Source organism: Oceanibium sediminis (assembly GCF_003265325.1).
Taxonomy (GTDB): Bacteria; Pseudomonadota; Alphaproteobacteria; order Rhodobacterales; family Rhodobacteraceae; genus Halovulum; species Halovulum sediminis.
Window position 1 is genome coordinate 492,979 of record NZ_QGNX01000001.1, and the last position, 21,378, is coordinate 514,356.

26 protein-coding genes are annotated in these 21,378 nt (G+C 66.9%); 17 read left to right on the forward strand and 9 right to left on the reverse strand.

The features are described 5' to 3' along the window. The first annotated feature begins 14 nt into the window (after window positions 1–14). Entirely contained in the window at window positions 15–887 is an 873-nt protein-coding gene (gene motA / locus DJ029_RS02430) for a flagellar motor stator protein MotA (protein ID WP_112320727.1), read from the forward strand. Further along, window positions 884–3,193 (forward strand): tetratricopeptide repeat protein, encoded by a 2,310-nt coding sequence (locus tag DJ029_RS02435; protein WP_112320728.1) that lies wholly within the window; start codon window positions 884–886, stop codon window positions 3,191–3,193. The genes motA and DJ029_RS02435 overlap by 4 nt, the downstream gene beginning before the upstream one ends. A 261-nt stretch (window positions 3,194–3,454) precedes the next feature. Here DJ029_RS02435 and DJ029_RS02440 read toward each other — a convergent pair whose 3' ends face one another. Both DJ029_RS02440 and DJ029_RS02445 read right to left on the reverse strand, forming a co-directional pair. Beyond that, window positions 3,455–4,138 carry a flagellar hook capping FlgD N-terminal domain-containing protein gene (locus DJ029_RS02440; RefSeq protein WP_157966236.1) on the reverse strand — a complete coding sequence of 228 codons (684 nt, stop codon included), beginning with the start codon at window positions 4,136–4,138 and terminating at the stop codon, window positions 3,455–3,457. Between the two features lie 16 nt (window positions 4,139–4,154). Next, window positions 4,155–5,291, reverse strand: a complete 1,137-nt coding sequence (locus DJ029_RS02445; protein ID WP_157966237.1) for a flagellar hook-length control protein FliK — start codon at window positions 5,289–5,291, stop codon at window positions 4,155–4,157. Window positions 5,292–5,611: 320 nt separating this feature from the next. Between DJ029_RS02445 and DJ029_RS02450 the strand changes: the two genes are divergently transcribed. The 6 genes from DJ029_RS02450 (at window position 5,612) to DJ029_RS02475 (ending at window position 9,547) form a co-directional block, all read left to right on the forward strand. Beyond that, window positions 5,612–5,923, forward strand: a complete 312-nt coding sequence (locus DJ029_RS02450; protein WP_112320731.1) for a rod-binding protein — start codon at window positions 5,612–5,614, stop codon at window positions 5,921–5,923. Beyond that, window positions 5,920–6,291: a hypothetical protein gene (locus DJ029_RS02455; protein WP_112320732.1), complete on the forward strand. Its 372-nt coding sequence runs from the start codon at window positions 5,920–5,922 to the stop codon at window positions 6,289–6,291. Before DJ029_RS02450 ends, DJ029_RS02455 begins: the two co-directional genes overlap by 4 nt. 251 nt (window positions 6,292–6,542) lie before the next feature. Then, on the forward strand, window positions 6,543–7,793 hold the full coding sequence (locus DJ029_RS02460) for a flagellin (RefSeq protein WP_112320733.1): 1,251 nt from the start codon (window positions 6,543–6,545) through the stop codon (window positions 7,791–7,793). 104 nt (window positions 7,794–7,897) lie between these two features. Next, complete coding sequence (gene flaF / locus DJ029_RS02465) at window positions 7,898–8,275, forward strand: flagellar biosynthesis regulator FlaF (RefSeq protein ID WP_112320734.1); 378 nt, start codon at window positions 7,898–7,900, stop codon at window positions 8,273–8,275. Window position 8,276: 1 nt separating this feature from the next. Continuing rightward, window positions 8,277–8,705: a flagellar biosynthesis repressor FlbT gene (gene flbT / locus DJ029_RS02470; RefSeq protein WP_112320735.1), complete on the forward strand. Its 429-nt coding sequence runs from the start codon at window positions 8,277–8,279 to the stop codon at window positions 8,703–8,705. Beyond that, entirely contained in the window at window positions 8,705–9,547 is an 843-nt protein-coding gene (locus tag DJ029_RS02475) for a DUF1217 domain-containing protein (RefSeq protein ID WP_112320736.1), read from the forward strand. Before flbT ends, DJ029_RS02475 begins: the two co-directional genes overlap by 1 nt. 18 nt (window positions 9,548–9,565) lie before the next feature. Here the strand turns inward: DJ029_RS02475 and DJ029_RS02480 are convergent, their stop codons facing one another. Then, on the reverse strand, window positions 9,566–10,885 hold the full coding sequence (locus DJ029_RS02480) for a FliI/YscN family ATPase (protein ID WP_112320737.1): 1,320 nt from the start codon (window positions 10,883–10,885) through the stop codon (window positions 9,566–9,568). Between the two features lie 90 nt (window positions 10,886–10,975). Here DJ029_RS02480 and DJ029_RS02485 point away from each other — a divergent pair, with 90 nt between their 5' ends. The 9 genes from DJ029_RS02485 to DJ029_RS02525 are packed head-to-tail and all read left to right on the forward strand — an operon-like array spanning window position 10,976 to window position 15,559. Next, window positions 10,976–11,368, forward strand: coding sequence for a FlgB family protein (locus DJ029_RS02485; RefSeq protein ID WP_112320738.1), 393 nt, complete (start codon window positions 10,976–10,978; stop codon window positions 11,366–11,368). Window positions 11,369–11,377: 9 nt separating this feature from the next. Further along, a complete protein-coding gene (flgC, locus tag DJ029_RS02490; RefSeq protein WP_112320739.1) occupies window positions 11,378–11,764 on the forward strand; it encodes a flagellar basal body rod protein FlgC in 387 nt (128 codons plus the stop codon). A gap of 18 nt (window positions 11,765–11,782) precedes the next feature. Beyond that, window positions 11,783–12,079, forward strand: coding sequence for a flagellar hook-basal body complex protein FliE (fliE, locus tag DJ029_RS02495; RefSeq protein ID WP_112320740.1), 297 nt, complete (start codon window positions 11,783–11,785; stop codon window positions 12,077–12,079). A 3-nt stretch (window positions 12,080–12,082) separates the two neighbouring features. Beyond that, window positions 12,083–12,349: a flagellar biosynthetic protein FliQ gene (locus DJ029_RS02500; protein ID WP_112320741.1), complete on the forward strand. Its 267-nt coding sequence runs from the start codon at window positions 12,083–12,085 to the stop codon at window positions 12,347–12,349. 12 nt (window positions 12,350–12,361) lie between these two features. After that, entirely contained in the window at window positions 12,362–13,084 is a 723-nt protein-coding gene (locus DJ029_RS02505; protein ID WP_112320742.1) for a flagellar hook-basal body complex protein, read from the forward strand. Window positions 13,085–13,105: 21 nt separating this feature from the next. Next, window positions 13,106–13,891 (forward strand): flagellar basal-body rod protein FlgG, encoded by a 786-nt coding sequence (flgG, locus tag DJ029_RS02510; protein ID WP_112320743.1) that lies wholly within the window; start codon window positions 13,106–13,108, stop codon window positions 13,889–13,891. Next, window positions 13,888–14,313 carry a flagellar basal body P-ring formation chaperone FlgA gene (gene flgA / locus DJ029_RS02515; RefSeq protein WP_308860677.1) on the forward strand — a complete coding sequence of 142 codons (426 nt, stop codon included), beginning with the start codon at window positions 13,888–13,890 and terminating at the stop codon, window positions 14,311–14,313. Before flgG ends, flgA begins: the two co-directional genes overlap by 4 nt. Continuing rightward, a complete protein-coding gene (flgH, locus tag DJ029_RS02520) occupies window positions 14,310–15,056 on the forward strand; it encodes a flagellar basal body L-ring protein FlgH (RefSeq protein ID WP_112320744.1) in 747 nt (248 codons plus the stop codon). The genes flgA and flgH overlap by 4 nt, the downstream gene beginning before the upstream one ends. A gap of 8 nt (window positions 15,057–15,064) precedes the next feature. Further along, window positions 15,065–15,559 (forward strand): flagellar basal body-associated FliL family protein, encoded by a 495-nt coding sequence (locus DJ029_RS02525; protein WP_112320745.1) that lies wholly within the window; start codon window positions 15,065–15,067, stop codon window positions 15,557–15,559. Window positions 15,560–15,648: 89 nt separating this feature from the next. Here DJ029_RS02525 and DJ029_RS02530 read toward each other — a convergent pair whose 3' ends face one another. From DJ029_RS02530 to DJ029_RS02555, 6 genes are all read right to left on the reverse strand, one after another. Beyond that, window positions 15,649–16,089, reverse strand: coding sequence for a hypothetical protein (locus DJ029_RS02530; protein ID WP_112320746.1), 441 nt, complete (start codon window positions 16,087–16,089; stop codon window positions 15,649–15,651). Next, complete coding sequence (locus DJ029_RS02535) at window positions 16,086–17,180, reverse strand: EscU/YscU/HrcU family type III secretion system export apparatus switch protein (protein WP_112320747.1); 1,095 nt, start codon at window positions 17,178–17,180, stop codon at window positions 16,086–16,088. The genes DJ029_RS02530 and DJ029_RS02535 overlap by 4 nt, the downstream gene beginning before the upstream one ends. Continuing rightward, window positions 17,177–17,959, reverse strand: a complete 783-nt coding sequence (locus DJ029_RS02540; protein ID WP_112320748.1) for a flagellar biosynthetic protein FliR — start codon at window positions 17,957–17,959, stop codon at window positions 17,177–17,179. Before DJ029_RS02540 ends, DJ029_RS02535 begins: the two co-directional genes overlap by 4 nt. A 3-nt stretch (window positions 17,960–17,962) precedes the next feature. Next, window positions 17,963–20,038 (reverse strand): flagellar biosynthesis protein FlhA, encoded by a 2,076-nt coding sequence (flhA, locus tag DJ029_RS02545; protein WP_112320749.1) that lies wholly within the window; start codon window positions 20,036–20,038, stop codon window positions 17,963–17,965. Between the two features lie 10 nt (window positions 20,039–20,048). After that, a complete protein-coding gene (locus DJ029_RS02550; protein ID WP_112320750.1) occupies window positions 20,049–20,828 on the reverse strand; it encodes a transglycosylase SLT domain-containing protein in 780 nt (259 codons plus the stop codon). Window positions 20,829–20,948: 120 nt separating this feature from the next. Continuing rightward, entirely contained in the window at window positions 20,949–21,314 is a 366-nt protein-coding gene (locus tag DJ029_RS02555; protein WP_112320751.1) for a thiol-disulfide oxidoreductase DCC family protein, read from the reverse strand. Window positions 21,315–21,378 lie beyond the last annotated feature (64 nt).

A 21,378-nucleotide genomic window follows, 5' to 3' on the forward strand; every position in this document is an offset into this window, starting at 1 on the left:
GGAGTAGCACCACCATGCTGAGCGTCATCGGCATCCTGATCGTATTCGCCATGGTCTTTGGCGGCTATGCCATCGCCGGCGGCAAATTCGGCGTCATCATGGGCTCCATCGGGTACGAGATGATCATGATCGGCGGCGCCGCCACCGGCGCCTTCGTGATCGCCAACAGTGGGGCCGGCCTGAAGCAGACCCTCGGCGATATCAGCAAGGTATTCCGCGGGCCGCACTGGAAAGCGCAGGACTACCAGGACCTTCTGGTTCTGTTGTTCACCCTGATCCGGGTCAGCCGGCAGAACCCGCTGGAGCTCGAAGGCCATATCGAGGGGCCGCAGGAAAGCGCGCTGTTCCAACGCTATCCGAAGATCCTCGCCGATCACGAGGCGGTCGACCTGATCTGCGACACCATGCGGGCCGCCGCGATGAACTATGACGACCCCCACCAGGTGGAAGAGGTGCTGAACAAGCGGATCGAGGCGAACGACCATCACGCGGCGCATTCCTCCCATGCCTTGCAGAACGTCGCGGACGCGTTGCCCGCGCTCGGAATCGTTGCCGCGGTGCTCGGCGTCATCAAGACGATGAGCGCGATCGACCAGCCCCCCGAAATCCTGGGAAAGATGATCGGCGGGGCCCTGGTCGGCACCTTTCTGGGCGTGTTCCTGGCCTATGGCATCGTCGGCCCATTCGCCACGAAAGTCGGCTCAGTGGTGGAGGAAGATCAGCAATTCTACGCGCTGATCCGCGACGTGATGATCGCCAACCTGCACCGCCATCCCCCCAACATCTGCGTCGAGGTTGGCCGCCAGAACACACCGCATCACTTGCGCCCAAGCTTCAACGGGCTCGACGAAGCCCTGCGCGCAGGCAAGCAGGAGGCAGCCGCATGACCAGGATCGTACTGGCCGCCCTCGTCATTCTCGGGCTTCTTTCAGCGCGGTCCCCGGCACAGGACTCCCTGCCGATCCGCGCCGTGGAGCATCCGGAATACTCGCGGCTGGTTGTACCCGTGACAGAAGACGCGCGCTGGAAGATTACCCGCTCCAATCAGACCGCGATCATCGATATCGAAGGCGTTCCCGGGTCGCTGAAAGTGGAAGACATCTTCGATCGGATGCCCCGGACGCGCCTGCTCGGCGTCACCCACCGGGATCTTGGCCCCCGCCAGCGCCTGACACTGACACTCGGCTGCAGCTGTGATGTCACAGCCTCCAGGCTGGGTGCTTCCTACCTTGCGCTGGACATCGTGCGTTCGGCCCAGGCCTCGGTAACCGGGGGGCAATCGCGCAGGCTTCTCGCGCCGCTTCCCTCCAGTGAAGGGAGTTCCGCCGATGATCCCGTCGGGACAACCGCGCCGGATCCGGCGCTGCTGGCGCAGCAGGCTCTGGCCGCTCAGCTGACACGTGCCGCGAAAGAGGGACTTCTGACGCTCCTGCCGCAGGTGGAAAGCAATGCACCTGAGGTCACGGCGCCCACCGGTGACCCGGCGGACGTTCCCCCGCTGCCCCCGACGGAACTGGACGCCATGACCGCGATGGACCGGCAGTCGCCGGACAGACCCACGCCACAAGCCATGGCCGCCGGCATCGCCTCGCTCGCCGGGCTGGACCCGAATCTCAGGGTGCGTACCGCCTCCGAAACGGCACCGCGCGGAGATTCCATGGATCGAAGCGCGGCTCTACCCGAATGCGTGGAAGATGCCGCGCTCGATGTGCGGACCTGGGCCGTGGACGACCGGGAATTCATCACGGAACTCGGCCGCCGGCGGCAGGCCATCGTCTCCGAGGCGGGGGTTGTGAATACGGCGGGCCTGCGGGATCTCGCCCGGCTTTACATCGGCGCCGGGTTCGGTCGGGAGGCAGAGCACCTTCTGAAATCGACCCCGACGACTTTTCATGATCGCCCCATTCTGATCGACATAGCGGCCCTCGTCGAAGGTCGGGCGGCCACGCCGGAAGGCCCCATTTCCAGGGCAGAAGGCTGTATCGGGCGCACGCTCATGTGGCGTGTCGCCGGCGGCATGCTCACCCCGACGTTCGAGGGCGAGGCCGGGGCCGAGGTGCGCAACGGCCTGCTCGAGCTTCCCGACAGACTGCGGCGCCTTGTCGGCGAACAGATCGCGAGCCGCGCGCTGGACGCCAACAACCCGGAGCTGACGACCGAAATCCTGGAACTCCTGGATCGAACCCCGGGCCCCCGCGCCATCGGGGAACTGCGGCTGCGCGCGAGGCTGGCTCTGAGCACGGGTGACGCGGCCACCGCACTGGCTCTGACGACACCGATCTACTCGCGGGCGGCCAGCCCTGACCCGGAACTCGTCTTGCTTCATGCAACGGCCGCGCTGCATGCACTCGACGCAGGCGAGCGGCCCGCGCCTGAATTGATTGATACGGTCATCTACACCCTCGGGCCACTCCCCCGCCATGCTGGCATCGGCCACGCGCTGTCCCTTGTTCAAGCTGAGTTGACCGCCGCAGCCGGTGATCCGACAGAAGCGCTTGAGGGGTTGCTGACCCTTACCACGTCAAACCCCGAGGCCAAGCGCGCGGTCGCACATGCGATCCTGTCAAGAATGGATGAACCCCAGCTTGCGTCGCACACAGGGACACGCGCGATGCTGGTCGGACAAGCGTTTCTGCGACAGGACGCTGAAAGCCTTTCCCTGCGCCGGCGATTTGGAACGACCTTGCTGGACAACGGTCTGCCATCCGCCGCGATCGGAATGCTTGAACCGGTGGATGACATCGCGGATCGCCCGACGCGCATGCTCAAGGCCCGCGCTCAACTCGAACTCGGCGACATCCCTGAAGCCCTTGCAACGCTCGACGGCGTTTCTGGGCCGGAGGCCGCGCGCTTGCGCGCGGATATCCACCTGCGCGCCGGCGATCCGGCAGCCGCCTTCGCAGCGACATTGACATTGCCCCCAGAGGATTCGGTTCGCAGCCGCCTGGCCCTTTTGACCCACGAGTGGCGACAAATCCCGCTTGTGGCGGAGATCCCAGACCTCGTTCGGCTGAAGGACTATGCCTTGAACGAGCAGGATACTTTTCTTCACGCAGGAGAGATCGGAACACCGGAGAAGACGAATACCACTACGCTCGGCGTCGCCCAGGCGGCACTAGTACGGGCACAAACGCTCCGCACAGCGCTCGACGACTTGGATTCCCCAATCGAGGCAACAGCCAACCCGGGCTAGCGGTTCAGAATTGGTGGCAGGGATGCGGCTAGCAGATCAATACCGATGGTCCCGGGGGCAGGAGGTTTGCGAAAGGCAATCCGCTGACACCTTGATTTGCGTGATGACCGAAGCTTCGCTTCATCCCTGCGCCCGATAGGCAGGTATACGCAACCAAATTGAATCTATGCACCTGGTGAGTGGGATGTCGACCCGCAGGAGCCAGTCCGGCTGAGAGCGGTTTGCATGAGCCGCTCGCCTGGGCGGCTCACGGCTTCAACGCTAACCCGCATCCGGTGCCGCAAAACGCAGACCGATCGCATCGGCAGGAGCGATCTGAAAGCCATTGGCAAGGTACAGGGCAGTTTGCCCATCCTGAGTTCGCACCTCGGTCACCGGGGAATAGGTGGAACCCGGCACGATCTCGCTCGAGCCATCCGCCTTGTTCAGCAAAAGCTCCCCGGTATAGAGCCCGGGCGCTGCCTCGCCCCTATCCGAAAGCGTGCCAGCCCAGGTGGCGGAGGTTGCCGATGGCGCGATCGCTGTTTGGGATACGACCTGTCCAAAGTCATTGCGCACTAGGAAGTACGCCGCCGTTGCACCGTGGTCAGGGTCGAATGTGAAATCGATGGGCGTCGTTCCGTCAAACTCACCGGGGCCCTGCACCAGAACTTCACGCCCGAGCCACTGACCAGCTTCGCCAAGGCCCTGCGCGGGCGAAAGCAGGCCCGAGATCTCTTTCAGAATGTCATTTGTTCTCGTTTGCTGCTCGACTGCCGAGAACTGCGCGAGCTGCGCCACGAACTGGGTGGAATCGACGGGGTTCATCGGATCCTGGCTGCGCAGCTGCGTGGTGAGCAGGGTCAGGAACGTGTTGAAATCCGCCGTTATGGCCGCACCCGGTTCCGCTGCATTTCCCGAAACCTGTCCATTCGCGGACGCTCCCTGGGTCGGACTCACTTGCATTGGGTTGCTCCTATTTTCAGAGGCGAAGGTCGAGCCCGCCGGGGCCATTCAGCCTGACGTGCGTGACCTCGGCCTCGGTTTTGCCTGGTGTATGGGGCCCGAGTGTTTCCATCTGACCGGACGCGTCGGAGGCCTTTTGATCGCCCCCGTCACCGAATGAGAGGGAAACACCCGCATAGCCCGCCCCGGTGAGCGCGGCATTAAGTTGATCGGTGTGACGGCGCAAAAGCGCTTCAACGTCAGGCCGGTCCGCGCTCAGCAAAACGTTGAGCTGCCCATTCTCCCCCAGGGACAAACCGATCCGAACCATCCCGAGCTCCGGCGGATCCAGGCGGACGATCCACTCCCCCCGGCCTTGCGAGGAGATCTGACTGGTCACCTGAGCGACCAGCACATCGGGCGGCGGACTGCCGGGCGGCAATGGTGTCACGGCTTGCAGCGCCGCGGGCGTGGCCGGTACGGCCCTTGGCGCGAGCAGGTTGCCGGTTTCGAGCACGCCAGGAAGCCTGTCCTTGCCGATCTCAGGTGCGGGAACGCTGTCGAGGCGCGATGCGGGCATCGGGACATAAGGGGCGGCGGCGGCAGGTTTCGCCGCAGGAGGGGCCAGCTCAGGGGCCGCTATCCGCAATCCATCCCGAGTTGTGGCTGACCCGGGTTCAGCGTCAGGCACGGGCGCTGCAGCCGAGCTGATCTGCGAAATTGCAGCCCGCAGCATGGGCGCCGCTGTAGATATGACTGACGGCCGGGCATCCCCCGACCGTGCCGCGGCAACGGCAGTTTCGGGCGGGACCGGCAGGTCCGGCGACCGCATCACGCCCTCAGGCGCGTCAAGAAAAGGAACCCGGCCGTTCAAGGCTGCAGGTGTTTCTCCAACCGCGATTCGCGCCACCTCGGAAGAGGGCGGCGTGGGCGAATTCCCACGCTCCCCCTTCTGGGACGCGGGTTCCTGGCCGGAAGAGGCACGTTCGCCGATGGTGTCCACGATCGCGGTCAGGCCGTGCGGCAGCCTCGAATCACCCTGCCCCGAGCGGACGGGACTGCCTGACGGCTTGCCATCTTCACCTGTACTTATCGGCGCAATGTCAGCGGTAACCTCCCCGTCGCCGGTTCCGGGCAGGGCAACCACCGCCTCTTGCAACGCGGCTTCGCCCATGCCCCGACCAAGGCCGCCGCCATGTCCGGCGGGAACGGCCTTACGGGCACCAACCGGTGGCGCAGCGGCCATAACGGCCTCGAAAGGCGGCGATTCGCCCCTGCCCCCCTTGTTCGAGGCGGAGCGCGCCTGATCGGGCGTCGGCCCGTCGGGGCGGCGTGAAACCCCGTCAGCCCCCCCTGAGGGGGCGTCGGAGCGAAAGCTCGGCCTAGAGGGGCCTGAAACTGGCGGTATCTGATCCATGAACCGCACTCTTTCCGATTCCGATTACCAAATCTTTACCGCGAGCCGCCTAAATACCGCCAAGGAGGCGCGATCACATGGACTATTTCCCACTGACGACAGCCGTGGCACCGACCGGACCGTCCCCGGAAACGGGTCGCGACCCGGGCCGTCCCCAGGAACTGCGCTCGGCGGCAACCGCGCTCGAACAAAGCTTTCTGGCCGAAATGCTTCGCCACAGCGGCGTCGGCACCCCGCCAGAGGGTGTGAACGGCGGCGCGGGGGAGGATGCCTTCGCAGGCTTCCTGGCAGACGCCTATGCGGACCACCTGACGCGAGCCGGGGGACTGGGACTGGCTGAACAGATCTTCCAGTCGCTGCTGGCATCATCGACGGAAGCAGCCGCATGATCGGGCAGATCAGGCAGCGCCAGCTCGCCCGGCGGCTGCTGTCGCTTCTGGAGGAGGAACGCGCCGCGCTGGTCGCTGGAAACCTGGCCGCGCTGGGCCCGCTGGCGACCCGAATCACGGACGCGATGACGGCCCTCGGCGCGGCGTCTGCCTTCGACGACCCGGCGCCGGACCGCACTTTGCAGAAGATTCACGCGGCCGCCGCACATAATCAGACCCTGGCCGAGGCCAGCCGCCGCGGACTGACGACCGCCATGCGTCTGCGCGATGAAACCCTCGGCATGCAATCCAGGATGCAGACTTATACCGGCGGCGGTCAGACCCGCACAATCATGGCGCGCAAGTCCACCAGCGACCGGCGCGCCTGAGCGGAGGCGCGCCCGCAAGGGCCGGTCAGATTCGCTCAATTCATCTAAAACTCGCAACAGTATCTGTGCGGCACAGGGGGCGCGATTAACTCGGCGTTATGAGGTCTGGGATGAGATCCTCTTCAAGCAACCGAGGGGTTGGCGCGGGCGGTGGAAGCACCGGCCGCAGATGTCAGAAGGCGTCTGTCTGGCCACACCATGTGGCTGTCTTGCAAAGCCGGCGGAAACCGCCCAGATCGAAAGAGGACACAATGTCTAGCATTCTGACCAACAACAGCGCCATGGTCGCGCTGCAGACCCTGAACAATATCAACAAGAGCATGTCGACCACCCAGTCGGAAATCTCGACCGGGAAATCCATAGCCTCTGCCCGCGACAACTCTGCCATCTGGGCGATCTCGCAGACCATGCAGTCCGACGTGTCGGGTTTCAGCGCGATCTCCGAAGCGCTGTCGCTGGGCGGGTCGACCGTGGCCGTTGCCCGCAACGGGGCGGAGTCGATCACCAACCTTCTAACGGAGATGAAGGAAAAGATCGTCGCCTCGCAGGAAGCGAACGACGACGACCGCACCAAGATCCAGACTGATATCAGCGCGCTGCGCGATCAGATCAACGCGATCACCAATGCCGCGCAGTTCAACGGCGTGAACCTTCTCCAGGGCACCAGCAGCTACGATGTCCTGTCGTCGCTTGACCGCGATACCTCGGGTACGGTCACCGCCTCGCAGATCTCCGTCTCGCGGCAGGATCTGGGCACTGCCGCAGGCGCCTTCGGCGGAACGGCCGTGGCCTCCGCGGGCGACCTGATCACCGGTGACGCCAACGTTGGCGGGGCGATCGCAGGCAACTCCGGCGACTCCGGGGTCATCACGATCACTGATGCCGGTGTGGCCGATGGCGCCAGCTACCGGGTCACGCTGCAGGGCGCGGGCACAGCGGACATCGGCACCACGCTTGAAACCTTCGAGTACGTTGCCAACAACACCGATACCGCTGCCGATGTGGTGACGGCGCTGGAAAGCCAGATCAACACCTTCCTCACCGACAGCGGCTCGACGGAGGTTTCCGTCACCGCCGACACCAGTGCCGGGACCCTGACCATCGCCACGGCCGGCGGCGCGGGGGCTGGAGACACCGTGACCATCGGTATCGCTGAAGCGCTGGACGGCACCCAGGACGGTGGCCTGCTGGCCCTCGGCACGCTGGACGTGACCACGGATGAAGGTGCGAACCAGGCGCTTGACGACATCGAGTCCCTGATCCAGACCGCGGTTGACGCCGCCGCCGCCTTCGGCTCGGTCGAGGGACGGATCGACATCCAGTCGGACTTCATCGGCCGGCTGAGCGACAGTCTGAAATCGGGGATCGGCGCACTCGTCGACGCGAACATGGAAGAGGCGTCGGCGCGCCTGCAGGCCCTGCAGGTACAGCAGCAGCTCGGCATCCAGTCGCTGTCGATCGCGAACCAGGCACCGCAGAACATCCTGTCGCTGTTCCGCTAACGTTGAACGGGGGGGCGGCCATCGCGCCGCCCCTTTCCGCCGACCTCTCGCGCCCGGGTCCTTCGCGCCCCGGCCCTGGTTCGCCCGTCTGAGGAGACGCCCCGATGAATGCCGCCGCCCTCGCCCAGAATGCCTACGCCCGCGCCACCGCCATCGCGCCGAATCCGCGCAGCACGGAATACCGCGCCTTCGCCACCGTGACCCGCCGCCTTTCCGAACATACCGACCCTTCGCCTGAACGCTTCGCCGACCTGGCGGAAGCCTTGCACAAAAATCAGACGCTCTGGATCATCCTGGCCTCCGACGTCGCCTCTGACGCCAACGCCCTGCCCGATGCCCTGCGCGCGCAGCTTTTCTACCTGGCGGAATTCACCCGCCATCACACGGCGCAGGTGCTCAAGGGCACCGCGACACCGGCCGCGCTGGTCGAGATCAACACAGCCATCATGCGCGGCCTGCGCGCCGGGCAGGAGGAGGTGTGAGATGACCGGCCTTGTCCTGAAGCTCGGCCCGCGGGAGCGGATCATGATCAACGGCGTCGTCCTTGAAAACGGCGATCGCCGCAGCAAGCTGAACGTGATCACGCGGGATGCGAAGGTCCTGCGCCTGCGCGACGCAATCCACCCCGACGACGCGACGACACCGGTCACCCGCGTCTGCTACATCGCCCAGATGGTCCTGGCGGGGGAGGCGGACCCGCAAGAAGCAGCCCGGCAGCTCACCCGCGGGATCGAACAACTGCGCTTCGTCTTCTGCGACGCCGACAGCGGCGCAACCCTTGACAGCGCATTACAGGCAATCGCCGCACATCGTTACTACCCGGCGCTCAAGGCGCTTCGCGGCCTGCTCCCACGGGAGGAAATGCTTATGAAACGCACCCAAAAGGCCAGCTTGCCGGTAGCGGCAGAATAATGTTCCAGCCGGTTGTTCCCCTTCCCGGCGTGGCGGGCTGGCGTTTCCTGGAGGCGACAGAGGACGCGCAGCGCGCCGCCTTTGATCGCAGCCCGGTGATGGAGCGCGACCTGACCTATTTCGCCGAGAATATAGCGAAAATCGGCTCGGCGGCGGACCTCGTCGCAGACCGCACACTGCTGAAGGTCGCCCTCGGGGCCTTTGGCCTGAAGGAAGAGCTCCCCAAGCGCGCGTTCCTTGAACGTATCCTCGCGGAGGGCAGCGAAGATCCCAAGGCATTGGCGAACCGGTTCGTTGACCCACGCTATGCCGATCTTGCCCGCGCCTTCGGTTTCGGTGACCTTCTTGGGTCACGGACCGGCGATCTGGGGTTCCCGTCCCGGATATCTTCAGCCTATCGCGATCGCCAGTTCGAGGCCGCGGTCGGCAATGCCAGTACCGACATGCGCCTGGCCCTGACCTTGCGTCGCGAGATCACCGCCCTTGCGGAAAGCGGCAGTGCGGAAACCTCATCCTGGTTCCGCATCCTCGGCAGCACGCCGCTGCGCCGGGTTTTCGAGGGGGTGTACAACCTGCCGAAAGCCTTTGCGGGGATCGACCTCGACACGCAGCGCGCGACCCTTCAGGATAAGACGCAGCAACTTTTCGGCAGCCGCTCCGTCGCCGTTTTCAAGGACACGGAGGCCGTGGACCGGCTGATCAACCGGTTCCTCGTCACGCAACAGGCGGCGCAGGGCCCGAGCGCGGGAACACCCGGCTTTGCCGCTCTCAGCCTGCTCCAATCCGGCGGGATGGGATCGGCGGGCATGGCGAACCTGATCCTCTCGGCCGCGGCGCGCTGAGGCGCCGCGCGTAGGATCTCAGTTCGCGGCGGGGTCGAAACAGGCGGAGAGCGCGGCGAAAGCCGTGGCCTCGTCCGGCACCCCTGTCCGAGCAAAGAAGGCGTCCAGCCTTGGCCAGACTTCCACCGCCTGGTCGATCGCCGCATCCGTTCCGCGTGTGTAAAGCCCTGCCTGGATCATCGGCGCCGCCGACTCGTAGGTGCCTAGGACGCGCCGCGCCCTCAGGATCAGGGCATTCTCCTCTTCGCTCGCCACCCCCGGAAGCGAGCGTGAGACGGACCGCCGCACATCGATGGCGGGAAAGCGTCCCCGCTCGGCAATCTCACGATCCAGCACGACATGGCCGTCAAGCACCCCGCGCGCGATGTCAGACACCGGCTCATCCATGTCCGAGCCTGCAACCAGCACGCTGAACACCGCAGTAATATCGCCCTGCCCCTCCAACCCCGGACCTGCGCGTTCCGCCAGACCGGAAATCAGCCCGGACGTGGACGGCGGGAAGGCGCGCAGCGACGCCGCCTCACCCGCGGTCAGGGCCACCTCGCGATGGGCTTCAGCCATCCGGGTCAGGCTGTCGACGAGCAGCAGCACATGTTCGCCCTGGTCCCGGAAATATTCCGCGACCGCCATCGCCGTCCAGGCGGCGCGTCGCTTGACCAGCGCAGACTGATCCGCCGTCGCGGCCACGACGACGGAGCGCGAGAGCCCCTCATCCCCCAGAACCTCGTGGGTGAAGTGCCGCAACTCGCGCCCCCGCTCACCGATCAGCGCCAGGACCACGCGATCCGCCCTTGCGCCGCGCGCGATATCCGCAAGCAGGGTCGATTTCCCGACCCCCGAACCGGCGAAGATCCCAATCCGCTGGCCGCGCGCCAGCGGCAGCATCGTATCGAGCGCGGCCACCCCGGTATGCATGCGCCGCCCGATGCTGCGCCGATGCGCCGCCGGCGGGGCGAAGGCGCGAATCGGCATGTCCCGCTCACCCGGGGGCAGCTGGCCCCCGTCCAGCGGGGCGCCGAAAGCGTCGACAATGCGCCCCTGCCAGCCGGCGCAGGGCAGGATCGGTTGATCCGGCTCCAGCCTTGCGGGCTGCCGCGTGCCCAGTCCGGCACAATCCACGTATGTCATGATCCGCGCATGACGCGGACCAAGGGCGATGATCTCGCCGCGAATCGGCCCGCCGTCGCGGCGATCCAGTGCGACCTGATCGCCAAGCCGCACCTGGTCCCCCAGCCCGATCACATCCACGAAAACGGTTCCGACCGTTTCCACGCGCCCAAAGCGATGCGCCAAAGGTATGCGGCGCAGGGTTTGTCCGAGGTCTTCGAAAGCTGTCATCGCAATGTGTCCTGAATCCGATGTGTTCTGAACGCTTTATCAACCATCGCCTCTTAAGGAGGTCTTGAGACACGGAGGGAGAAACCCGACATGAACATGAATCTCGAAATTCTGACGCTGGCGCGCGGCCTGTCCGAACACGCCGCCGCGCGGCAGTCAGTGCTGGCCCAGAACGTCGCCAATGCGGATACCCCCGGGTATGCCGCCCGCGACCTGCGCCCGTTTTCCGAAGCCTATTTCGACACCCCGGCCCCGGAGATGCGCGCCACACGCGCGGGCCATTTCACCGGCAACACCGCGACCAGCCGGTTCGGGCTGGAGGATGTGACCACCGTCGGCGCCGATTCGCCCAACGGCAACACCGTCTCGCTTGAGGATCAGATGCTGCGCGGGGCCGAGGTGAAAGCCAGCCACGAGCTGGCCCTCGGCGTCTATTCCAAGACAATGGACATCATGCGCACCGCCCTCGGGCGTGGGCGATAGGGGGCGAAGATGAGTGATCTGATGAACACCATGTCCGCCTCGGCCAGCGGCATGAACGCCCAGGCCAGCCGCCTGCGCGTGGTGACGGAAAATATCGCCAACGCGGATACGCCGGGCTACCAGCGCAAGCTGGTCCCTTTCGAGGCCGTGATGAACGGCAGCGTCGAAGGGGTCCGCGCCGGGCGCGTCCGCCTTTCCCCGGTGGAGCTGACGCAGATCCACGACCCCGCCCACCCGCTGGCGAATGACGACGGTATGTACCAGGGCTCCAACGTGTCCCTGATGACCGAGATTGCGGACGCGCGCGAAGCGCAACGCAGCTACGAAGCCAATTTGCGCATGTTCGACCAGGCCCGGCAGATGACCGCGCGCCTGCTCGACCTGCTGCGCCGATAACGCCCGAAAGGACGCCATATGACCCCCACGAATGAAATCGTCTCGCGGCTCTATGCCGATGCGCAACCCGCCACCCGCCCGGCCCCGGACGCCGGGGAAAAGACGCAGGGCGCCGAATTCGCCAGCCTTGCCGGGGATTTCGTCGATTCCCTGCGCGCCGCCGAACAGACGGTTGAAGCCGGGCTTCTTGGCCGCGCCGACCCGCAGGCGGTGGTCCAGGCCCTGGCCGCGACCGAGATGGCGATCCAGACCGCCGTGACCGTGCGCGACCGCGTCGTCGAGGCGTACCAGGAAATCCTGAGGATGCCGGTGTGATCCATGGGTGAGGCCGAGGTCATGGACATCCTGCGCCGCGCGCTCTGGGTCAGCTTCGTGGTGTCCGCGCCCGTGCTGATCGTGGCGCTGGCCGTCGGCCTGGTGATCGGGCTGCTGCAGGCGCTGACCTCGATCCAGGAAATGACGCTCAGCTTCGTGCCGAAACTGGCCGCGATACTGCTCGCCTTCTGGGTGTCGATGGCGTTTTCCGGGCAGATGCTCGTCACCTTCTACACCGACGCGGTCCTGCCGCGTATCGCCGCAAGATGAGGAGGCGCTGAAATGGACGTTGCCGGATATGTCACCCTGTCCCGCCAGCAAGGGCTTGAGCGGGAAATGCAGGCGGTGGCGAACAACATCGCCAACCTTTCCACCGCCGGTTTCCGCCGCGAGGGGCTGATCTTCGCGGAAATGGTCTCTGCCCTGCGGGTGGAGGGCGGCTCGGCCGCGCTGACGGACACCCATGTGCGCACGACCTCTACCGCGCAGGGCGTGATGCGCGCGACAGGCGGCACCTTCGACCTGGCGATCGAGGGGGACGGCTTCTTCACCCTCGAAACGCCCGGCGGCATCCGCCTGACGCGCGCGGGCAGCTTCACGCCCAACGCGGGCGGGGAACTGGTCACGCCGCTCGGCCATCGCCTGCTGGACGGCGGCGGCGGGCCTGTTTTCGTGCCCCCCGATGCTGAGTCCATCGCGATCGCCCCGGACGGCACCATGACCGTGGACGGGCAGCCCCAGGCCCGGATCGGCCTGTTCACCGTGGACGCGCCCTGGCAGCTGACCCGCGTGGACGGCGTCAGCTTCCAGACCGACGCTCCGCTGCGCCCGGTGGAGGAGGCGCGCGTGCTCCAGGGCTTCCTCGAGGGCTCGAACGTCAACGCCGTGGCCGAGATTTCGCGCATGATCGAAGTACAGCGCGCCTATGAGGCCGGCCAGCGCCTGCTGGACCGGGAAGACGAACGCATCCGCCAGGTGCTGAGCACCGTCACCGCGCGCACCTGACCAATCAAGAGGACTTGAGACATGAGAGCACTGGACATCGCCGCAACCGGCATGGATGCGCAACAGACCAGGGTGGAGGTGATTTCCAACAACCTCGCCAACATGAGCACCACGGCCTACAACGCGCGCCGCGCGGATTTCACCGACCTGCATTACCAGCAGGTCAGCGCCGCGGGCAGCATCAACGCCGCCGACGGCACCACGCTGCCCACCGGCGTCCAGCTTGGCCTTGGCGTGCGCACCGCCGCCGTTTCGATGAACATCGAACAGGGGGCCAGCCGGCAGACCGGTGCGGAGCTGGACATCGCAATCGAAGGTGCGGGCTACCTGGAAATCACCATGCCCAACGGTCAGCCCGCCTTTACCCGCGACGGTGCGTTGAACCGCAACGGCGACGGGCTGATCGTCACCTCGGACGGTTTCGAAGTTGCCGGCGGCATCACCGTCCCGGAGGAAACCCGCCTGCTCAGCATCAACCCGGACGGCGAAATCTACGCCAGTTTCGACGACCAGGTGGAACCGCAACTGCTGGGCACGCTAACGCTGGCCACCTTCGTGAACCAGAAGGGGCTGGAGGCGCTTGGCGGCAATCTTTACCTTGAAACGCCGGCCTCTGGGCAGCCCAATCTCGGCGCGCCGGGGCAGGACGGGCGCGGCACCGTGCGGCAGGGCTACCTGGAAGCCTCCTCGGTGGATCCGGTGCGCGAGATCAGCGAGCTGATCGCGGCGCAACGGGGGTATGAGTTGAACGCCAAGGTCATCACCGCAGCCGACCAGATGCTCGGCGCAACGACGCAGATCCGATGATGCGTGCTGTCCTGCTCGCCCTCGGGCTTGGGGCCGTCGCATGGCCCGCCTTCGCCCAGTCGCTGATCGCGGCGCGTACCGTGCCGGTGCGCAGCGTGATCAGCGCCGGAGACCTGGCGCTCAGCGCGGATACGGTGCCCGGCGCGCTCAGCCGGATCGAGGACGCCGTCGGCCAAGAAGCGGCAGTCCCGCTCTATGCCGGGCGGCCGGTGCGCGCGGGTGACCTGACCCCGGCGGCGCTGGTGGATCGCAACGATATCGTCACGCTGAAGTTCACCGCCGGTGCGCTGCTGATCGAGACGGACGGCCGCGCGCTCGATCGCGCGGCTGAGGGGGAAAAGGTGCGGGTGATGAACCTTGCCTCGCGCCTGATCGTCGTCGGGCGGATCAGCGCCCCCGGCGTGGTGGAGGTGAACCGATGACACGTTACCTGATGTTGATCCTGTGCGCGATCGTCCTCGCCGGCTGCGCCCGGCTGGACCAGGTCGGCAAGGAACCGGCGTTTTCCCCGGTCGGCGGCCCGATCAACCCAGCGACCAGCGGCCTGTCCCCGGCCCGCGCGGCCTTGGCGATTCCCCCGCCCGAGCGCCACCCGCAAGAGGAAGAGCGCGCGTCGCTTTGGCGATCCGGTCCGTCGTCCCTGTTCGGGGACAGGCGCGCCTCGCGCCGGGGGGATATTCTGACCGTGATGATCGAGATCGATGACAGGGCGAGCATCCAGAACTCCAGCTCCCGCGCCCGCTCCGGCTCCGAAAGCGTCGGCGTGCCCGCGCTTGCCGGGATTCCGCAGATCGTCGACAAGATCCTGCCCAACGGCGCCTCCTCGGCGAACCTGGCGGATCTCAGCTCCTCGTCTTCGTCCTCGGGGAACGGGGCCGTCCAGCGGAACGAGGAAATCACGCTGAGGATCGCGGCAACGGTGGTCGATGTGCTGCCGAACGGGCACCTCGTCGTGCAGGGCAACCAGGAGGTGCGGGTGAACTTCGAACTGCGCGACCTGCAAGTCGCCGGGATCGTGCGCCCCGAGGATATCAGCCGTCAGAACCAGATCACCTATGACAAGATGGCCGGGGCACGCATCGCCTATGGCGGGCGGGGGCAGATCCATGACGTGCAGCAGCCGCGGCTGGGTCAGCAGGTCGCTGATATCCTGCTGCCATTCTGAGGGACGCCATGAAGAAGCTCATACCACTCATCCTGATCGTTCTGGCCGCCGCGGGCGGTGTCGGGGCCGGCATCGCGCTGCGACCGGCGGACAAGCCCGCCTGCGATCCCGCCGGCCCCGTAGAATGCCCGGAGGAGGAGGCCGCGAAAGCGGACGGCAAGAAGAAATCCGAGGCGAAGGTGAGCGAGTTCGTGACCTTCAACCGGCAGTTCGTCGTCCCCGTGATGGACGAGGATCGCGTCACGGCGCTCGTCGTCGCGACACTGGCGCTTGAAGTCGTCGCCGGAACGACCGAGGCCGCCTACGCGCAAGAACCCAAGCTGCGGGACGCGTTCCTTCAGGTGTTGTTCATCCACGCCCATTCCGGCGGGTTCGCCGGAAGCTTCACCGCCCGGCAAACCATGAAGGACCTGCGGGAACGCCTGGCGGAGGAGGCAAGACCGATCGTCGGGGAATCCCTGCGCGACGTCCTGATCACGGAAATCGTCCGCCAGGACCTGTAACGGCCCAGCGGACGGGGCCCGGCCGCAAGCAAGCCGCTTACCAAGTGAAGCGCGCGGCTGGCCGGGGGAATGCGCAGAGCACGCTTCGCTCAGCGCTGCTCCGGCGACCCGTCCCGGCGCGGCGGCGGGCTGGCGGAGGAGGATGTCGCCGCCTCCTGCTCCTGTTGCCTCATCGCGGCTTGAAGGGACGCGCGCGCCAGGCGCTCTGCCACCGCATCCACTGCATCGACGGTTCCCCGGGCCCGGGCCAGCGACTGCCGCAGGGCGGGGAGACTGGCCCGGATAGCGGCGGCTTCCGCGTCCAATTTCGTGGCAACTTCCGCCTCCCAACGGCTGAGCCGCGCGAGCATCGCGAATTCTTCGGGGGCAATATCGCCCAGGCCCGGCGCCGGATTGGCGAGGTGTGAAACCTGCGCTTTCCGGGCCGCAATATCGGCCAGCGCCGCGGTCGCCTGGCCGATCCGTCCGGCCGCAATGTCGCGCTTCATCGCCGCGATCCGGGCGAGGCGTGCGATGTCCTTCTGTTTCATGTGCCCGGTCCCCCGCGGGCGCGGCGGCGCATGTCTTCGGCGAAGCGGATACTGGCAGCGACCGCGCGGTAGTGATCGGGCCGGACTTCCTGCCCGACCTCGACCACCTCGAACAGGGCGCGGGCGGTGGGGGGATCGCGATGGATCGGCACACCGGCCGCCTCTGCCCGTTCACGGATCGTGGCGGCCAGCTCATCCTTGCCCTTGGCGACGCATTCCGGGGCCGAGCCGGGCGTGCGCGCCCAGCGCAGGGCGACGGCGATATGGGTCGGGTTCACGAGCACGACATCCGCATCGGGCACATCCGCCAGCATCCGGTTTGTGGCGATCTCATGCGCGCGGCGGCGGCGGCGGGCCTTGAGCATCGGGTCGCCCTCTGCCTCCTTGGATTCGTCCTTCAGTTCCTGGAAGCTCATCCGCAGCTTGCGCCGGTGATCGAAGCGCACCCAGGCCAGGTCCAGCGCGCTGATCGCCACCGACAGGACGGTGACCCCGATCAGCAGGTCCAGCGCCAGCGACAGCAGCAGCGCCATCACCGCGCCGGGCGCGCCCCGGACCGCGCCGATGACCACGTCCCGCTCCAGCCAGAGAATGACGAAGACGACGCCGCTGACCGCCAGCATCTTGATGAAGCGCTTGAGGAATTCCATCAGCCCCGTCGGCCCGAACTTGTTCTTGACCGAGGCGATGGGCGACAGGCGCGACAGTTTCGGCAGGATCTTGTCGCCGGAGACCACCACCGCCTGCTGCACGGCGACCGACAGCGCCGCGCCCAGGAACGGGAACAGGAAGAAGCCCGAGATCGCCCGGCCCGCATCCCCGAGCAGACCGGCAAGAACCGCCATCCCCCCGGGGCCGAGGATCACGCCGGTCAGCCCGTCGGCTCGGTCGAGGAACACCGCCATGGCCTGCGCCGCCTCGGTCAGCGCCGCCTGGCCACCGACGGAGACGCCGATCAGCAGCCCGAGGTAGGCGGCGGCCCCCGTCACCTCGTCCGAGCGGGGGACGTCGCCTTTCTTGCGCGCGTCCTCAAGCTTCTTGGGTGTCGGCTCGTGGGTCTTCTCGCCGCTGTCCTCACCGCGCCCGCTCATCGGCGCAACTCAAGCGGGGCAGCGAGCACCTCGTCGAGCCGCCCGGACCAGACGGACAGCATCAGCGGCGCGGCGTAGAAGAACAGGAACAGCGTCAGGGCGGTGATCGCCGGGGCGCCGATGAAGGCGACCATCAGCTGCGGCATCGCAAGGTTGATCGCCCCGAGCGCGAGGTTGTAGAGCAGCGCGGCGATCACGAAGGGCGCGGCCAGCGTGAAGCCAAGCCGGAACGCCGCGACCGCCTGGTTCAGCCCCCAGAACCCGACGTCCGAGCCGCTGAGCAGGACGCCGAAGCCCAGCGCCTGGTAACTCGCGATCAGGGCGATCACGACCTTGACGTGCAGACCCAGCACCATTGCCAGCGCAATGCCCGAGATCATCAGCGCGTTGCCCATCGCGGGCATGGGGTCAGGCGCGACGCCCGCGCCGGCGATCTGCGCCAGCGCCGTGGACTGCGCCGCGATGGAGCCGGCCAGTTGCAGCGCATGCACCATCAGCCGCGTGGCGAGCCCCAGCAGCAGGCCGATCCCCGCTTCCGCCAGGATCAGCCCTGCAAGGCGCAGGAAAACGGGATCTTCGGGCAGCGCGCCACGATCGACCGCGGGTACGACCAGCACCGTGACCGCCAGCGCGGCGGCAAGCTTCAGCCGCATGTTCAGCGCCGTTTCGCCAAAGCCGGGCAGCAGGGACATCATCGCGCCCACGCGCACGAAGACCAAGATCGCCGACAGAAGCAGGGGCTGCGTCGCGCCGAGGATCGCGGCGATCAGGTCGAACATCGTTCAGACCACGCCCAGCATCGCCGGTTTGCGGTCCGTCCCGATTTCATCGAAGGACAGGACCGGGTTGCGGATGCCCTTGGCGCTGAGCACGGTTTGCAGGAACCGCCGCCGCCGCTGGCTGGTGACGATCGCCGGGTAGCGCCCGGCGCGCCCGGCTTCCGCGATGCGGGTGGCGACCGCTTCGGCCAGGCGGTTGAACTCGGACGGGGGCAGCGCCACGTCCTGCGCGCCGTCGGGCCCGTCGATCTGGTGGGATTTGAACAGATCCTCCCACACCGGGGCAAGCTGGATCAGCGGCAGCGCGCCGTCCGACTCCAGCAGGCCGGAGGTGATCTGGTAGCCGAGGCGCTGGCGCACGTGTTCGCAGATCACCTCTGGCGGGGTGGGGCCGCCGTTCGCCTCCCCGATTGCTTCCAGGATCAGGGGCAGGTTGCGGACCGAGACTTGCTCGGCCAGCAGCAGGCGCAGGACGGACTGCAACTGGTCCAGCGGCACCTTGTCGGGGACGTATTCTTCCAGGATGCGGCGGTTCGCGGCGGCGCGGTCCGGGTCCGAGGGATTCTGGAACTCGTCCAGCAGCCGGCGCAGGGTGCGGCGGGTGAACAGGCGCCCGAAGCTTTGCTTCAGCACCTCCAGCAGGTGGGTCGCGATCACTTCGGTCGGGGAGACGACGGCATAGCCCGCGAGGGACGCATCCTCCTGGTCGGCGGGGGCGATCCAGCGCGCCGGCGCACCGTAGACGGGTTCCTTCACGTCGATCCCCTCGGGCGCGTTGTCCGCCCCGTCAGAGGTAAGCAGCAGCACCTTGTCCTTCTGGATGGTGCCGCGCACCGCCTCCACTCCCTGGATGCGGATGGCGTAGGTGCCATTGGGCAATGAGGGGTCGTCAGTCAGGCGGATCTCCGGCAGGACGAAGCCGAATTCCTGGGCCACGTGGTGGCGCATGTTGACGATCCGCGCGTCCAGCCCGGTGGCCTGCTCCATCACCGTCGACACCAGGTCGGCGGAGAATTCCAGGTGGATTTCGTCAAGGTCCAGCATGTCGCCGATCCGCTTGGAAGGCGCGGGCGCCTCGGCCGGGCTGGCCTTGCTGGCGGCGCGTTTCGCGGCTTCCTGTATGCGTTGCGCGGCGAAGCCTGCCCCGCCCAGGATCGCGGCGCCGGCCAGGAACGGGCCCAGCGGCAGGCCGGGGATCAGGGCGAACAGGCCCATCAGGGCGGAGACGGTGTAAAGCGCCGTCGGATAGCCGCCCAGCTGGGTCATCAGTGCCCGGTCAGCAGAACCGAGCGCGCCGCCCTTGGACAGAAGCAACGCCGTCGCGATGGAGATGATCACGGCGGGAATCTGGTTCACCAGCCCGTCGCCCACGGTCAGGATGGCATAGGTTTCAAAGGCGCGCCCCGCGTCCATACCGTGCACGAAGACGCCCATGATCAGCCCCATGATCAGGTTCAGCACGGTAATCAGCAGCCCGGCGATAGCGTCGCCCTTGACGAATTTCGACGCCCCGTCGAGCGAGCCGAAGAAGGTCGTCTCCTCCTGCTCGGTCTTGCGGCGTTCGCGCGCCTCCTTATGGGTGATCGCGCCGGAGGCGACGTCGCTGTCGATGGCCATCTGCTTGCCGGGCATCGCGTCCAGCGCGAAACGCGCGCCCACTTCCGCCATGCGGCCTGCGCCGCGGGTGATGACGATGAAGTTCACGATCAGCAGCACGCAGAACACCACCAGCCCCAGGAACAGCGAGCCGCCCATGATGAACATGGCGAAGCCTTCGATCACGCCCCCCGCCGCGGCGGTGCCCTGGTGCCCCTCGCCGATGATCAGCTTGGTCGAGGAGATGTTCAGCGACAGCCGCAGCATGAGCGAGGCGAGCAGGATCGTCGGAAAGGCAGAAAAATCCAGCGGGCGCTCGATGAAAAGCGTGATCGTGAAGATCAGGATGGCCAGCCCGAAGGACGTGGCCAGCCCCATGTCCAGCACGATGGCGGGCATCGGCAGGACCATCATGACGATCACCGCCATCAGCGCCGTCGCCAGCAGCACCGTGGGTTGCATCAGCATTTTGGCGCGTTCCATGCGCGTTCCTTCAGTAAAGCGGCCGGCCCGCGCCGGACAAAAGGGAGCGTCCGCCGGGAATCGCCTCGACCGGCATCAGGCTGCCGCGCCGCCCCCCCGACGGGGTGGAGATGGTGAGCGGCCCGGCCACCTGCACCGACGGCGGCGGAACTGCCCCGGCGGGGGCGTCGGGTTCCGGCAGAAGCGCCGTCGCCGATGTGGTGGAGGGCGCCCCGCTTGGCGGGGGCGGCAGCGGCTGGTTGGTCAGCCGGGCCAGGATCCGGTCGAACCGGGCGCGGTACTTGTCGGCATATTTCGGGGTGCGCGAATGATAGGCTGCGGCCGCCTTGGACCAGCTGCCCGTTTCGGCGTAGAGCCGGGCGAGGAACTGCGCCGCGTAAAGGGCGTTCTTGCCGGGATCGAACATCTCCTCGATGCTGGCGAAGGCGTTGCCGTGCCAACGATAGTTGATCTGGAAACAGCCGATGTCATAGCTGCGCGCGCCACGGGCATGGTGGCCCATGACCCAGGCCATCGCCTCATCCCGCGCGTCGAACCAGCGGCCCTTGCCTTCCATGTTAACGGTCCAGGGCCAGGGCCTGAGCCGCCCGCCGCGATTGCGCCCGGTTTCGGTCAGCGCGATGGCGCGCAGGACCGGCTCAGGCACCCCCGTCGCGCGGGAAGCGGCCTGACCGGCAGCATCGCAGAGGCTTGCCACCTGCTCGCCCGTATCCGCTGTCCCGACCGCACGCAGGGGCGCGGGCGGCAGGAACAGGGACAGGATCAGCAGGAACGTGGCCAGACGGCACATCACGCGGGGATTCTCCTCCGACGGTCGCAACGCTGGCAGGTTTAGGGCGAAAGCCTTACCAAACCGTGGACATATACGGAGATTTCGGCTTCAGCGGCCTCCAGACCCTGACGCCGGACCCTACCGCCAGAGCGGGCGCAGTTTCAGGAACCCGCGATAGGCAAGCTCAGCTACATCGACGAAGGGCCGCCGGTCCAGCGCGACCGCCAGCCAGCGCAGGCGCGGGACCCCGCGCCAGACGGCCAGGAAGGCGCGCGCGCCGCTGGTGATCCGCCCGTCGTGGCGGCGGATGTGAAAGCGGGCCAGCGCGGCGTCCCGGTCCAGCGCCTCGGGCAGGGTGGCGGTGGTGTCCACGTCGGTCCAGACGGTGCCCTCAAGGCCCGGAAGGCGCTGGTAGGCGGCGATTTCCCGGCGGCACAGCGGGCAACCGCCGTCGTAGAACACCTCGGCGGCGGCTTGCGGGTCGGATGGCGGCGTGTTTCCCATGGGAAGCGATCTAGGCCCATCGCCCGCCGGTTCAATTCGCGTTGGATGCGACGCGGCGCCGCCC